The 14480-nt window shown below is 71.2% G+C and carries 10 protein-coding genes and 1 tRNA gene; 7 read left to right on the top strand and 4 right to left on the bottom strand.

Annotated features, from left to right (window positions below; genetic code table 11):
• Positions 1-157 precede the first annotated feature (157 nt).
• A complete protein-coding gene (locus ABME01_RS05105; RefSeq protein ID WP_353827335.1) occupies positions 158-1519 on the bottom strand; it encodes a zinc-dependent metalloprotease in 1362 nt (453 codons plus the stop codon).
• Between the two features lie 214 nt (positions 1520-1733).
• Between ABME01_RS05105 and ABME01_RS05110 the strand changes: the two genes are divergently transcribed.
• The 4 genes from ABME01_RS05110 to ABME01_RS05125 all read left to right on the top strand — a co-directional run bounded on the left by ABME01_RS05110 (position 1734) and on the right by ABME01_RS05125 (position 7019).
• Complete coding sequence (locus ABME01_RS05110) at positions 1734-2873, top strand: YlbL family protein (protein WP_353827279.1); 1140 nt, start codon at positions 1734-1736, stop codon at positions 2871-2873.
• A 149-nt stretch (positions 2874-3022) separates the two neighbouring features.
• A complete protein-coding gene (locus tag ABME01_RS05115) occupies positions 3023-5974 on the top strand; it encodes a UPF0182 family membrane protein (protein ID WP_353827280.1) in 2952 nt (983 codons plus the stop codon).
• Positions 5975-5979: 5 nt separating this feature from the next.
• Positions 5980-6870, top strand: coding sequence for a class I SAM-dependent methyltransferase (locus ABME01_RS05120; RefSeq protein ID WP_353827281.1), 891 nt, complete (start codon positions 5980-5982; stop codon positions 6868-6870).
• 72 nt (positions 6871-6942) lie between these two features.
• Positions 6943-7019 (top strand) — tRNA-Met (locus ABME01_RS05125).
• Positions 7020-7151: 132 nt separating this feature from the next.
• Here the strand turns inward: ABME01_RS05125 and ABME01_RS05130 are convergent.
• Positions 7152-7430 carry a hypothetical protein gene (locus ABME01_RS05130; protein WP_353827282.1) on the bottom strand — a complete coding sequence of 93 codons (279 nt, stop codon included), beginning with the start codon at positions 7428-7430 and terminating at the stop codon, positions 7152-7154.
• Between the two features lie 92 nt (positions 7431-7522).
• Positions 7523-9670 carry a hypothetical protein gene (locus tag ABME01_RS05135; protein WP_353827283.1) on the bottom strand — a complete coding sequence of 716 codons (2148 nt, stop codon included), beginning with the start codon at positions 9668-9670 and terminating at the stop codon, positions 7523-7525.
• A 234-nt stretch (positions 9671-9904) separates the two neighbouring features.
• Here ABME01_RS05135 and ABME01_RS05140 point away from each other — a divergent pair, with 234 nt between their 5' ends.
• From ABME01_RS05140 to ABME01_RS05150, 3 genes are read left to right on the top strand one after another with little or no spacing between them, the layout of a single operon-like run.
• Positions 9905-10435 carry a DUF4396 domain-containing protein gene (locus tag ABME01_RS05140; protein WP_353827284.1) on the top strand — a complete coding sequence of 177 codons (531 nt, stop codon included), beginning with the start codon at positions 9905-9907 and terminating at the stop codon, positions 10433-10435.
• Positions 10432-12285, top strand: a complete 1854-nt coding sequence (locus ABME01_RS05145; protein WP_353827285.1) for a KUP/HAK/KT family potassium transporter — start codon at positions 10432-10434, stop codon at positions 12283-12285. The genes ABME01_RS05140 and ABME01_RS05145 overlap by 4 nt, the downstream gene beginning before the upstream one ends.
• 29 nt (positions 12286-12314) lie before the next feature.
• Complete coding sequence (locus ABME01_RS05150; RefSeq protein WP_353827286.1) at positions 12315-13160, top strand: carbon-nitrogen hydrolase family protein; 846 nt, start codon at positions 12315-12317, stop codon at positions 13158-13160.
• 10 nt (positions 13161-13170) lie between these two features.
• Here the strand turns inward: ABME01_RS05150 and ABME01_RS05155 are convergent, their stop codons facing one another.
• Positions 13171-14379, bottom strand: coding sequence for an aminotransferase class I/II-fold pyridoxal phosphate-dependent enzyme (locus tag ABME01_RS05155; RefSeq protein ID WP_353827287.1), 1209 nt, complete (start codon positions 14377-14379; stop codon positions 13171-13173).
• Between the last annotated feature and the right edge of the window lie 101 nt (positions 14380-14480).

The raw sequence follows: 14480 nt of genomic DNA on the forward strand, positions 1-14480 counted from the left end.
AGCGCCACACGATCGGCAGCGCGGGGTCGAGTCGCGGCGTCATGCCCCGCAGCCTGCCGCAGCGCGCGGCGCCTCGGCCGTAGCCGTCCACAGGCAGCGGCTGCTCGCGACGGCGACGGTCATGGGTCGGGTCGGCACGTCGCCCCGACCGGCCGGATCAGGACGTGCGCGGATCCTCTCCGGACGGGTCATCGCCGGCGTCGTCCTCCGCGTCGGAGGCGCCGCCATCGTCGGATTGCAGGTCGCCGCGCAGCAGGGCCTCGAGCGCCGCATCGAACTCGGCGTCGGCCGCGTCCCCCGTCGATCCGCCCCCGGCGAGCCGCGCCGCGAGCGGCGCCGGGTCGTCGAGGTCGTCGGAGGTCGGCAGCAGGTCGGGGTGCGCCCACAGCGCGTCGCGGCCGCCCACGCCGACGGCGTCGGTCACCGCGCGCCACATCGCGGCCGCGTCGCGCAGCCGTCGCGGCCGCAGCTCGAGGCCGACGAGCGTCGCCAGGGCCGATTCGGCCGGGCCCCCCGTCGCGCGTCGCCGCCGGATCGTCTCGGCGACGGCGTCGGACTTCGGCAGACGCGACGTGGCATCCGCGGTCACCACGTCGACCCAGCCCTCGACCAGTGCGAGCATCGTCTCGAGACGGCCGAGCGCCGCCTCCTGCTCCGGGCTCTTCGGTCGCAGCAGGGCGCCGTTGGCGACGGCGTCGCGCAGCTCGTCGGTGTTCGAGGGGTCGAAGCCCTCGGCCAGCTGCTCGAGGCGCTCGAGGTCGACGTCGATGCCCTGCGCGAACGCCGTGATCGCCGTGATGAGGTGCAGTCGCAGCCACCTGGCGTGGCGGAAGAGGCGTGCGTGTGCGAGTTCGCGGACGGCCAGGTACAGCTCGACCTGATCGTTCGGGATGTCGAGGCCCTCGCCGAACTCGGCCACGTTCTGGGGGAGCAGGGCCGCGCGCCCGTCCTCCAGCAGGGGCAGCCCGACGTCGCCGCCGGAGACCACCTCGGTGGAGAGCTGGCCGACGACCTGGCCCAGCTGCATCGCGAACATGGCGCCGCCGATGCCGCGCATCATGCGGCTCGCGCCCTGCACCATCTCGCGCATCTCCTCGGGCGCCTGCTCGCTCATCACGCGCGTCAGGGAATCGGCGATGCTCGTCGCCACCGGCTCCGCGAGCTGCGACCAGATCGGCATGGTCGCCGCCGCCCACGAGCGGCGGGTGAGCAGCTCGGGGCTGCCTGGCAGCGCCGACAGGTCGACCGCCTCGTCGAGCCACAGCCCCGCGAGGTCGAACGCGCGCTCGAGCCGCTCGGCTTCGGCCGGCTCCACCTGGCGCTGGTCGCCGGACGCGCGCTGCTCCGCCTGGCGCAGCGCCAGCGACCAGTCGATCCCATCGGCCTCGGCGCGCTGCATGGCCTGCTGGAGCTGGCCGAAGATCGCCGCGATGCTCGCGGGATCGTTGGGCAGGCCGGCCGCATCGGCCAGCTTCGACGGGTCGATTCCGCCGGAGCCCGACAGCAGGTCGCGCAGCATGTCGCGGAACTCGTCCTCGGGGCCCCGGTCGGGTTCGTCGTCGCGTTCGGCCACTCGGGCCACCTCCCTCGCTCGGAATTCCACGCTACCGCCGCCGCTCGGTGTGCTTCCCGGGAAATGGCCTAGGCTGACCGATCGGGTGTCCGCCCGTCGCGAACAGCGCCGACCCGCCCCAGGGTCGCCCTCGCGGGCGCTCGGGAAGGACGCACCGCGCATGACGGGCCTCGGCAGCCACGACGATCGACGCGACGACGTCCCCGTGCCGTCCGAGTACCCGGAACGGCCGGCCTGGTCGCGCCGCGAGCGCGTCGGGTGGGGCGCGATCGCGCTCGCCACCGTGCTCGGCCTCGCGCTCGCCCTCCTGCCCTCGCCCTACGTGATCGAGAAGCCCGGACCGGTCTACGACACCCTCGGCACGACCGAGGTCGACGGCGAGGAGATCCCGCTCATCGCGATCCCGGACGAGCAGACCTACGAGACCGACGGGTCGCTCGACCTGCTCACGGTGCTCGTGGTCGGCCGACCCGGCCGCACCCCCGGGTGGCTCGACGTCGCCGCAGCCTGGTTCGATCCGCAGCGCGCCGTGCTCCCGGTCGAGGCGATCTACCCCCCGGGAATCAGCAGCGAGGACCGGGACGCCGCCAACGAGGCGCAGATGGTCGACTCCCAGCAGGATGCGATCGCGGCCGCGCTCGTCGAGCTCGGGTACGACTTCCCGCGCGACGTCGTCGTGCAGGGCGTCGCCGAGGGAATGCCGGCGGACGGCGTCATCGAGGACGGCGACGTCATCCGCTCGGTCGACGGCGAGCCCGTGCACTCCGTGGACGAGCTCCGCGAGGCGCTCCGCGAGCACGGCACCGCGTCGCCGGCCCGGATCGTGGTCGAGCGCGACGGCGAGGAGGTCGAGGTCGAGGCGACCCCGGAGGCGCGCGGCGACCAGGCGGTGCTCGGCATCGGGGTGCGCATGGAGTACGAGTTCCCGATCGACGTCGAGATCCAGCTGAACGACGTCGGCGGCCCGAGCGCGGGCATGATGTTCGCCCTCGGCATCATCGACACGCTCACCCCCGGAGCGATGACCGGTGGGGAGCGCATCGCCGGGACGGGGACGATCGACCCGGACGGCTCCGTCGGCTCGATCGGCGGCATCCGCCAGAAGCTCTGGGGTGCGCTGGACGCGGGCGCGGGGTGGTTCCTCGCACCGGAGTCCAACTGCGAGGAGGTCGCCGGGAACGTCCCCGACGGGCTCGAGGTGTTCGCGGTGGGCACGCTCGACGAGGCGCGCACCGTCGTCGAGACGATCGGGGAGGGCGGCGACACCTCGCAGTTCGCCGGGTGCGACGTCGAGGGGTGACGGGGCATCGGGCCGGGCGCCCGATCGCGGCCTGCTCGCGCGCGCGCCGGGCTCGCTCGTAGCCGGCTCCGGCGGGGTCACCAGCCGTTTCCAAGTCTGCCGACCATAGGATGGAATTCCGCCCGTCCCGACCCGAATGAGGCCGAGAAGTGTCCACAGCACCGTCGCAGGAACCGAGGACGTCGCGTCGTCGCGCGCCGATCGCGATCACGATCGGCATCGTGGCCGCGCTCGTCATCGCGTTCTTCGTCTTCGCCAGTCTCTACGCGGACATCCTCTGGTACGACCAGCTCGGGTTCCTCGAGATCCTCACGACCGAGTGGATCACCCGGATCGTGCTGTTCCTCATCGGCTTCCTCGCGATGGGCATCCCGGTGTGGGCGTCCATCCAGATCGCCTATCGGACCCGTCCGGTCTACGCGAAGCTCAATTCGTCACTGGATCGTTACCAGGAGATCTTCGAGCCGCTCCGCCGCCTCGCGATGTACGGGATCCCGGCGGTCCTCGGCATCTTCGCGGGCGTCTCGACGGCCAGCCAGTGGGACTCGGTGCTCGTGTGGCTGAACCGCACCCCGTTCGGCGCGACCGACCCCGAGTTCTTGTTCGACATCGGCTTCTACGTCTTCGAGCTGCCGTTCTACCGGTCGATCATCGGCTTCGCGTCGGCGGTCGTGCTGCTGTCGGCGCTGCTGGTCATCGCGACCAACTACCTCTACGGCGCCATCCGGATCAGCGGGCGCGAGGTCGTGATCGCCAAGGCCGCGCGCATCCAGGTCGCCCTGACCGTGGGCCTCTACCTCGTGCTGCAGGCCGTGAGCATCTGGCTCGACCAGTACGCGACCGTCACCGAGACGGGCTCGCTCCTCACCGGCGCGTCGTACACCGACATCTACGCGACCATCCCGGGCCGCCAGATCCTCTCGGTCATCGCGGCCGTCGTCGCCGTGCTGTTCTTCATCACCGCGATCCTCGGTCGCTGGCGCCTGCCGCTCGTCGGCACCGCACTGCTCGTCATCTCGGGCCTGCTCATCGGCTCGCTCTACCCGTGGGTCGTGCAGCGCTTCACGGTCGACCCGAGCGCGCGTGCCCTCGAGGCGCCGTACATCGAGCGGAACATCGACCTCACCCGCGACGCGTTCGGCGTCGCCGACATCGAACAGATCCCGTACGAGGCGAAGACGGATGCCGAGCCCGGCGCGCTGCGTGAAGACGCCGTGACCACCGCGAGCATCCGACTGATGGACCCGGCCGTGATCAGCCCGGCGTTCCGCCAGCTCGAGCAGTTCCGCCAGTACTACCAGTTCCCCGAGACGCTCGACGTCGACCGGTACGAGATCGACGGCCAGTCACAGGACACGGTCGTCGCGATCCGCGACCTCAACCTCGAGGGCCTGAACGACGCGCAGACCTGGTTCAACTCGCACCTCGTCTACACCCACGGCTACGGCCTGGTCGCCGCGGCCGGCAACCAGCGCTCGAGCGACGGCCAGCCGGTGTTCCTGCAGTCGGGGATCCCGTCGGTCGGCGACCTGCCCGACTTCGAGCCCCGCGTGTACTTCGGCGAGAGCTCGCCCGACTACTCGATCGTCGGCGGACCCGAGGGCACCGACCCGATCGAACTCGACTTCCCGGCGGGCGGCGAGGGCGAGCCGCAGCAGACGACCTTCGAGGGCGACGGCGGGCCGGTGCTCGACAACCTCTTCACGAAGCTCGTGTACGCCCTGAAGTTCCAGTCGGAGCAGATCTTCCTCTCCGACCAGGTGAACACCGACTCGCAGATCCTCTACGACCGCACGCCGATCGAGCGCGTGCAGAAGGTCGCGCCGTTCCTGACGCTCGACAGCGACACCTACCCGACCGTGGTGAACGACCGCATCGTCTGGGTCGTCGACGGCTACACGCTCTCCGACCAGTACCCGTACTCCAACAAGGTGAGCTACAGCGAGGCGATCTCCGACAGCGAGGGCCTGCAGCAGCCGCTCGCCTTCGACGAGGTCAACTACATCCGGAACTCGGTCAAGGCCACGGTCGACGCCTACGACGGCACGGTGAACCTCTACGCGTGGGACACCGAGGACCCGATCCTCCAGACGTGGGAGAAGATCTTCCCCGACGCGATCCAGCCGATGAGCGAGATGTCGGGCGAGCTCATGAGCCACGTGCGCTACCCGGCCGACCTGTTCAAGATGCAGCGCGCCATCCTCGGCCGGTACCACGTCACCGACCCGGTGACCTTCTACTCGCGCGAGGACGCGTGGACGACGCCCCTCGACCCGACGCAGGGATCGGCGACGTCGTTCCTGCAGCCGGCGTACTACCTCACGATGCAGATGCCGGGCCAGGACGTGCCGTCGTACTCGATCTACTCCACGTTCATCCCCGAGGCGCGCGGCAGCGCGAGCCGCAACGTGCTCCGGGGCTACCTCGCCGTGGACTCGAACGCGGGATCGGTCGACGGTGAACGGGCCGACGACTACGGCAAGCTGAGGCTGCTCGTGCTGCCCGAGGACGAGCAGGTCTCCGGACCGGGCCAGGTGCAGAACATCTTCAACTCCGACCCGACGGTGTCGCAGTCGCTGAACCTGCTGAAGCAGGGCCAGTCCGACGTGATCAACGGCAACCTGCTCACCGTGCCCGTCGGCGGCGGCTTCCTCTACGTGCAGCCCGTCTACGTCCGGTCGACCGGTGAGACGAGCTACCCGCTCCTGCAGAAGGTGCTGGTCGCGTTCGGCGACGAGATCGCCTTCCAGGACACGCTCGACGAGGCGCTGAACGTGCTGTTCGGCGGCGACTCGGGTGCGGCCGCGGGTGACGAGGAGGTCGAGCCGACGACGCCGGACGGCGACGGTACGGGCGAGCCCGGCACCGACACGCCGACGACCGAGGACAGCGAGGTGCAGTCGCTGCTGAACCGTGCCCGCCAGGCGCTCGCCGACAAGCAGCAGGCGCTGCAGGACGGCGACTGGGCGGCGTACGGTGCGGCGGATGCCGAGCTCGCCGAGATCATCTCCGAGCTCATCGTCCTGGCCGACGACGGGGCGAGCACGACCGACGTTCCGGCGACGGAGGCTCCCGCGACCGAGGCCCCCGCGAACGGCTGACGCCGATGGCCGTCGACCTGGGCTCCGGGGAGTGGCTCGACGACAACCGCGCGAACTGGGACGAGCGGGTGGCAACGCACGTCGCCTCGCCGTTCTACGACCGCACGCGCCTGCGCGAGGGCGGCAGCGTGCTCGACCCCATCGCGCGGGCGGGCGTCGACCGGCTCTTCCCGGACGGGCTCGACGGGCTCCGCGTGCTGCACCTGCAGTGCCACTTCGGCTCCGACACCCTCTCGCTCGTGAACCTCGGCGCCACGGCCGTCGGCATCGACTTCTCGCGCCCCGCCGTCGTCGAGGCCCGTCGGATGGCCGAGGAGCTCGGCGTCGCCGACCGCGCCCGCTTCATCGAGGCGAACGTCTACGACGCCCGTCACCGCCTGCCCGAGCCCGAGTCGTTCGACGTCGTCTTCACGACGTGGGGCACGATCGGCTGGCTGCCGGACGTCGCGGAGTGGGCTCGGATCATCGCGTGGTTCCTGAAGCCCGGCGGCCGGCTGTACTTCGCCGACGGGCACCCGAGCGCCTTCGTCTTCGACGGCGACGCCGGTCCGCACGGCCTGCCGGCGTTCGCCTACCCCTACCGCAACGACGACCCCGACGTGATCGAGGACCCGAGCGACTACGCCGACCCCGAGGCGCGGATCGTCCACGCGAAGACGTGGGAGTGGATGCATCCGCTCGGCGAGGTGCACGGCGCGCTGCGCGCGGCCGGACTCGAGGTCGAGTCCCTGACCGAGCACTACCAGGTGCCGTGGCGCATCTTCCCGGTCACGATCGAGCAGGGCGACGGCATGTACGGGTGGCCCGAGCAGCAGTGGCTGCCGCTGTCGTACGAGCTCGTCGCATCCGCGCCGGCCCCGGCGGCGGCCCCTGCCGGCCGCCCCGCGGACGCCTGATCGCGCGACGCGCCCGGGATGCGCCCTCGATTCGACGGCGTCCTGACCCCGTGCTAATGTTTTCTCTTGTGCCGCGGGGTGGAGCAGTTCGGTAGCTCGCTGGGCTCATAACCCAGAGGTCGTAGGTTCAAATCCTGCCCCCGCAACCAAATCGGAAGGCCCCGGTCCAATCGGACCGGGGCCTTTCGCATGTCCGGGTGCCGCGTTCCGGCGCGCGCCGGCGTCCCGCGAATCACTCCCGGGACGGCCGAGGACGCGTCGATTCGCGCGACTCCGCGACCTCAGGATCTCGACCGTTCGAGCGCGGCGACCAGGGCGTCGAGCTGCGGCTTCTCGGTCTCCTCGACCGTGAGCGACATGAACGACGACATCGCCAGCAGCACCTCGTAGTGGCCGGGTCGACCGCGCTTCGGAGGCCGATGGGTGACCCGGATCTCGCGGAAGGTCGACACCGGATTGCGCGCCGCCTCGTCCATCCCGTCGTGCCGGAACTTCGCGACCGAGGCGCCGTCGTACAGGAGTCGCTCGCCGTTGGCGCCCTTGACCTCGATGGTGTCCATGGCCCCACCTTGGCAGATGCGCCGGAGAAGGGGCAGGCCCCCGGTCCCGGAGGGGAACGAGGGCCTGCCGACGGGTCGGGTCAGCGGTCGGCCTAGCGCTTCTTGCCGTTCCCCGTGTTCGTCACGGTGAGCTCGTAGCCCGCGTCGAGCGTGTCGAGGTCACCGGTGGGCAGGTTCGACACCAGGGTCGCGAAGTCGCGGTTCTTGCCCTTCGCGCACGACGTGTCGAGGCCCGCCATGGTGATGTCGTCGCCCTCGAGTCGGTAGACGTGGTTGCCCGCCTCGTCGACGATCTCGAAGTCCGACTCCTCACCGGGCGTGAGATCGCAGCTCGCGACGACCTGCAGCGTCCAGTTGTTGTCCTGGAGCCCCGTCGTCTCGATCCACTCGCCGTCGACCGACGAGAGCGTCGCCGCCTCGCCGTCGACCATCACGTCGTCGACGAACCATCCGGTGTCGAGGTAGGCCGCGTCCGTCGAGTAGCGGAAGCGGACGTCCGTCGTCCCGGCGGGCAGGTCGGCCGTCAGGTGCACGTACTCGGGATCGTCGACGAAGTACTCGCCGCCCGAGGTGCCCGTGAGGCCGTTGCCCTCCTCGTTGTTGCCGTGCGGGTCGTCGTCCGTCGTGACGACGGCGCCCGAGTCATCGGTCAGCGGCACGGTCACCCAGTCGCCGCCGACGAGCGCCTCGACGAACCCGTAGTCCCAGCCCTCCTCGATGAAGCTCCAGCTCCAGAAGTCGAGGGTCGAGGCGGAGCCGTCCGCCACGTCGACGTCGAGGACGTTGTCGGTCTGGCTCTCGTAGCCGCCGTACCAGTGCGTGTCGCCCGTGTGCGGAGCGATCTGCGTGGTGTCGTCGCCGTCCAGCGCGACCGTGACCGTCGGCCCCGGGTTGCGGAACCGCTCGATCTGGATGCTGTACGGCAGCGCCGTGTCGGACTGGCCGTTCTTGCGGCGGTCCCACTTCGCCTCGGGCTGCGCGCCCTGGTTCGACCCGCGGCCGTCCCAGAACTGGTCGTCGGCGATGTCGATCGTCCAGCGCGTCGACGCCGGGTCGCCGAAGTCGACGGCCTTGATGTCGAACCGCTCCGAGTCCTCGTCGTCGAGGTACACGGCCACGGCCCAGTCCTCGTAGAGCTCGGTCGCCGAGCGCAGGTCGCTCCCGGTCTGCGCGTTGAACTCGGCGATCGCCGCGTCGACGCCGGCCATGCCGTCGGCCTGGTTCTCGAAGATGAGCTTGATCAGCAGGTCGCCGCCTGCGCCGTCGTACTCGAGGTCGGGATCGAACGTGCCGTCGCCGTTCCCGCCCGCCTGCTCCCAGAGGTACTGGAAGAAGGTGTACGAGGCGCCGTAGTTCTCCAGGCCGCCCGCCCAGCGGGTCAGCGACGTCTCGGCGTAGAACACCTGGTGGTAGGTCAGGTGCGAGCCGCCCACGTCGTACCCGTTGAGGAACACCGCGAAGTCGGCGAGGCCCTCATCCACCCAGCTCAACTCGCCCGGGTCGCTGTAGTTGTGCAGCAGGTGCTCGAGCTCGTGCGCGATGACGCCCTCGTAGAGGGTCGCCTGGTCGTTCGCCGGGTCGTCGTCGCGCCACTCCGAGTCATCCGGTCCGACGCGGTTCGCCCAGTCGTACGCGTCGATGACGATCGTGTTCATGCCGACCGTGTCGATGAAGTCCGGTGCGAAGTAGCCGGCCGTGTAGCTCGTCACGTCGCAGTCGTAGTACTGCTCGTCCTGCACGTTGTAGACGACCATGACCAGCGAGTCGCTTTCGGGCACCGCCGGGTCGGCGGCATCCATCAGACCGAAGTGCTCCTCGTCGACGGCGACGATCTGGTTCGCGAGCTGGTCGCCCATGTAGTCGATCTGCGCCTGCGTGATCGTGTAGTCCGCGACATCGGCGTCGGCGCACGGCACGAACTCGTCGTCGGGCGCGGTGTGGTCGAACGCGGGGTCGAGGCTGTCGACGCCGACCGGCGCACTGCCGTCGAGCGGAGTCCCCTCGGGCACGTAGATGTAGACCGGGGTGCCGTCCGGCGTGACGCCCGCGTACACGCGCGTGAAGTCCTGGTCGTACGTTCCGCCGGCCGCGCTGTCGTTGATCGGCAGCGTGATGGTCGGTTCGCCCGGGAGGTTCTGGTGGTCGTCGGCCGATGCCGGCGCTGCGGTCGCCGCGATGAAGCTCGCGGCGAAGGCTCCGACGGCGAGGGCGCCGACGGAGCGTCGTGGTGCTCTGAGCACGGGTTTCCCATCTGTCATGGCCCCGGGCCGGAGGGAAGTGACGCTGGTCCGACGGCGTAGGGACCGATCGTGCGCGGCACCGGGTTCGGCCCCCACGCGTGAACCACCCCAGTCCAGCAGGCATCGCGGGTCGACGGGAGGCACTTGCCACACGGGACGCGATCGACTTGACTACGCCCCCGGATCGTCGGCGCGGCAGGCGACGCTCGGTCCCGACCCCCGTAGAGTACGGCCATGCCCGCCGACGCGGCCACGTTCCCGGTATGGGTGACGGCGATCGCCTGGACGTCGCTCGTCATCGGCTTCGCGTGCGCGGGCTGGGTGTGGCTCGACGTGCGGCGGCGGCCGCAGCACATGGGCGTGATGAACGTCGTCTGGCCGGTGAACATGCTCTTCGGCGGCATCCTGTGGCTGCTGGTGTACCTGCGGATCGGGCGCGCGGCGCGACGCGGCGACGACCGACCGCCGCCGAAGCGCAGCATGCCCGAGGCGGTGGCGATCAGCACGAACCACTGCGGCGCCGGTTGCACGCTCGACGACATCGTCGGTGAGTTCCTGCTCGTGCTGGTGCCGGTGCTCGCGGTCGTGACCGGGTACGGCTGGCTGTTCCAGGAGCGCATCTTCGCGGTGTGGGTCTGGGACTTCGTGTTCGCGTTCGCGATCGGCATCGCGTTCCAGTACTTCGCGATCGTGCCGATGCGCGGGCTGGGGTTCCGTCCGGTCAACTGGCTGCTCATCCGCGCCGGCGTCGAGGAGCGGATGTGAGGGCGGCCCGGGCGACGCCGGTGGCCGCGATCGGCGCCCTCGGCGTCGTGTTCGGCGACATCGGGACGAGCCCGCTGTACGCGCTGAGCGCCGCGCTCGCACCGGCCGGCAAGGTCGAGACCGAGACCGTGTACGGCGTGACCTCGATGGTGGTCTGGTCGATCACGCTCGTGGTCTCGGTGCTCTACGTCGGGGTGCTGATGCGATTCGACAACGACGGCGAGGGCGGCCTGCTCGCGCTGCTCGCGCAGGTGCGCCGCGCGCGGCCGAGCGTGCGGATGCGCACGATCGCGACCGTGGTGGCGATCCTCGGTGCCGCCATGTTCCTCGGCGACAGCATGATCACGCCGGCGATCTCGGTGCTGTCGGCCGTCGAGGGGCTCACCACGATCAGCCCGGACCTCGGAGCCCTCGTCGTCCCGCTCACCGTCGCGATCCTCGTCGGCCTCTTCGCCGTGCAGCGGTTCGGCACGTCGCGCATCGGACGGGTGTTCGGGCCCGTGATGCTCGCCTGGTTCGGGCTGCTGGCCGTGCTCGGCGGGTTCGCCATCGCCCGCGGGCCGGAGGTGCTGGTCGCGCTCTCGCCGCACTGGATCGTGCTGCTCGTGGCGGAGCATCCTTGGACGGCCTTCCTCGCCCTCGGCGGGGTCGTGCTCGCGATCACGGGCGCGGAGGCGCTGTTCGCCGACATGGGCCACTTCGGGCGCCGACCGGTCACGATCGCGTGGCTCGCCGTGGTCTTCCCGTGCCTGCTGGTCGCCTACCTCGGCCAGGCCGCCGCCGTGATCGAGGCAGGATCGGCCGGGCCGAACTCGTTCTTCCTCCTCGTCCCGGGCTGGGCGACGGTGCCGGTCGTCGTCCTCGCGACGGTCGCGACCGTCATCGCCTCGCAGGCCGTCATCTCGGGTGCCTTCAGCGCGGTGCACCAGGCGGGCAGGCTGGAGCTGATCCCATCCGTCCGCGTCATCCACACGTCGACGTCGCACCGCGGCCAGCTCTACCTCCCGGCGGTCAACCTGCTGCTCGCGGTCGCGGTCATCGCCCTCGTCCTCGGGTTCCAGAGCTCCTCGGCGCTCGCGTCGGCGTACGGCATCGCGGTCACCGTGACCCTGAGCTCCACGACGACGCTGCTCCTGCTCCTGCTCCACGCGCGGCACCTGCTGACGCCGATGCGGATGCTGGGGATCGTCGCGATCCTGTGCGTGCTGCTCTCGTTCCTCGCGGCGAACCTCACGAAGGTCGTCACCGGTGGATGGGTGCCGCTCGGCGTGGGCGTCATGCTCGTCGTGACGATGTGGACGTGGTGGCGGGGCTCGGGTCGGATGACGATCGCCCGACTGGCCGACGAGCCGCGGTTCGAGTACCTCGTCGGTCGACTCGGCGACGCGCCGCGGGTGCCAGGGACGACCGTGTACCTCGCCCGCAGCAGCGAGACCGCGCCGGTCGCGCTCACGACGATCATCGAGCGGTACCGGGTGCTCTCGGAGACCGTCATCGTGCTGGCCATGCGGACGACGACGGCGCCGTTCGGGATCGAGGCGGAGCCGCGTCGCCTCGCGCCCAGCGTGACCGTCATCGACGCGGGATTCGGATACCGGCAGCCGCTGCGGGTCGCCGACGCGCTGCAACTGGCCGCCGCGAGTCCCGACGCCGAGTTCGCCGCCGCGCAGCTCGAGGACGCGACCTACGTGGTCTCGTCGGACTCGCCGGTCGCGGCCGCCGACTCCACGCTCCCCGGCTGGCAGCAGCGCCTGTTCATCGCACTGCGGCGCGTCGAGGGCTCCCCGGCCGACCTCGCGGAACTGCCGCCGCGCCGCACCGTCATCGTCGGGCGCGAGCTGCCCGTGTGAGGACCGTGGAGCGCGCCTAGGCTGGCCCCATGCAGACGGATGCCGCGCCCCTCGCCGTCGCGGTCGCGCAGTTCGCGCCCGGCGACGACCCCGACGCCAACCTCGCCGAGATCGAACGCCTGGCGCAGCGTGCCGCGCAGCGCGGCGCGCGGCTGGTCGTGTTCCCCGAGTACTCGAGCTTCTTCACGCCCGAGCCCGGCCCGGCGTGGGTCGACGCCGCACAGCCCGTCGGCGGGGCGTTCACGACCGCGCTCGCCGACCTCGCGGACCGGCTCGGCGTGCACGTGGTCGCCGGCATGATCGAGCGTCCGGCGGGGGAGTCGCGCCGGGTGGCCAACACGGTCGTCGCGATCGCTCCGGACGAGGGCGTCGTCGCGAGCTACCGGAAGCTCCACCTCTACGACGCGTTCGGCCAGCGCGAGAGCGAGTGGGTGGCCCCCGGCGAGATCGGCGAACCAGAGACCTTCGCGGTCGACGGCATCCGCTTCGGGCTGCAGACCTGCTACGACGCACGCTTCCCGGAGGTCACGCGCCGGATCGTCGATGCGGGGGCCGACGCGATCTGCATGCCCGCGGAATGGGTGCGCGGTCCGCTCAAGGAGGCGCACTGGCGGACGCTGACCACCGCCCGGGCGATCGAGAACACCGCCTACGTGCTCGCCGCGGACCACGCTCCGCCCATCGGCGCCGGGAACAGCATGATCGTCGATCCGATGGGCGTCGAGGCGGCGACCATCGGCGAGCAGGCCGATGTCGCGATCGCGTGGATCTCGGAGGACCGGATCGCCGAGGTGCGGCGGCGCAACCCCGCGCTCGCGCTGCGGCGGTTCGCGGTGGTCGTCCGGGAAGCGGATGCCGCGACGGCGCCGGGGTAGGAGGATCCGCTCAGCTGAGCGCCGCGAGCCGCTGGGCCGCCGCCTCGAGGACCTCGCGTCGCTTGCAGAACGCGAAGCGCACCAGGCTGCGCACCTCGTCGCGTCGCTCCGGGTGCACGAACGCGGTGACCGGCACGCCGACGACGCCCGCGCGGTGGGGCAGCTCGCGGCAGAGCGCCTCGCCGTCGGGCTCCCCGAGCGGGGCGGCGTCCGCCACGACGAAGTACCCCGAGGCGGGCACGGACGGGTCGAAGCCGGCGCTGCGCAGCCCGGCGACGAGCAGGTCGCGGCGTGCGGCGAGCTCGGCGGCGGCGTCCGCGAAGAAGCGGTCGGGGAGGTCGAGGCCGGCCGCGATCGCGGGCTGGAAGGGCGCGCCGTTGACGAACGTCAGGTACTGCTTGACCGCGAGCACGGCGGTCACGAGGTGCGCCGGGCCGGTGAGCCAGCCGATCTTCCACCCGGTCGTGTTGAAGGTCTTCCCGCCGGAGGAGATCGAGATCGTCCGCTCCCAGGCCCCGGGTCGGGTCGCGATCGGGGCGTGGACCCCGTCGAACACGAGGTGCTCGTAGACCTCGTCGGTCACCACGAGCGCGTCGTGGCGGTGCGCGAGCTCGACGACCAGGTCGAGGGTGGCCTCGTCGAGCAGGGCCCCCGTGGGGTTGTGCGGCGAGTTCACCAGGATCACCCGCGTGCGGTCGGTCACCGCGGCGCGGAGGTCGTCGTGGTCGGGGCGCCAGTCCGGGAACCGGAGCGGCACGGTGCGGTGGATGCCGCCGGCGCGGGCGATCACGGCCCCGTACGCGTCGTACGACGGCTCGAACGTGACGACCTCGTCGCCGTCGTCCACGAAGGCCAGCAGCGTGGCCGCGAGCGCCTCGGTCGCACCGGCGGTGACGAGCACCTCGCGGGCCGGGTCCACTCCGAGGCCGTACCAGCGATCCTGGTGGCGGGCGATCGCCTCGCGCAGCACGGGCATGCCGGGTCCGGGCGGGTATTGGTTGATCCCCGTGGCGATCGCCTCGCGCGCGGCGTCGAGCACCTCGCGCGGTCCGTCCTCGTCGGGGAAGCCCTGCCCGAGGTTGATCGCGCCGGTCGTGACCGCCAGGGCGCTCATCTCGGCGAAGACGGTCGGCGCGACGCCGCCGTCGTCGGCGAGCAGGCCGGCTCCGGCGGCGGTCCGCTGCCAGGGTGCGAGGGGCCGGGTCGGGGTGACGTCCACGTTCACACCGTACGTCACGCTCGCCCCGCTACGCTGTCCCCGGCGTCCGGGCGGTTCACGGTGGCGACATAGCTCCGCCATAGGGACCGCCGACGCGTCGC

The sequence above is a fragment of the Agromyces litoreus genome (assembly GCF_040496015.1).
Classification (GTDB): Bacteria; Actinomycetota; Actinomycetes; order Actinomycetales; family Microbacteriaceae; genus Agromyces; species Agromyces litoreus.

Excerpts from the sequence above, each read along its gene's own strand:
- ABME01_RS05105 (WP_353827335.1), bottom strand. The coding sequence starts at position 1,519 with ATGCTGCGCGACCTGCTGTCGGGCTCCGGCGGAATCGACCCGTCGAAG.
- ABME01_RS05110 (WP_353827279.1), top strand. The coding sequence starts at position 1,734 with ATGACGGGCCTCGGCAGCCACGACGATCGACGCGACGACGTCCCCGTG.
- ABME01_RS05120 (WP_353827281.1), top strand. The coding sequence starts at position 5,980 with ATGGCCGTCGACCTGGGCTCCGGGGAGTGGCTCGACGACAACCGCGCG.
- ABME01_RS05130 (WP_353827282.1), bottom strand. The coding sequence starts at position 7,430 with ATGGACACCATCGAGGTCAAGGGCGCCAACGGCGAGCGACTCCTGTAC.
- ABME01_RS05140 (WP_353827284.1), top strand. The coding sequence starts at position 9,905 with ATGCCCGCCGACGCGGCCACGTTCCCGGTATGGGTGACGGCGATCGCC.
- ABME01_RS05150 (WP_353827286.1), top strand. The coding sequence starts at position 12,315 with ATGCAGACGGATGCCGCGCCCCTCGCCGTCGCGGTCGCGCAGTTCGCG.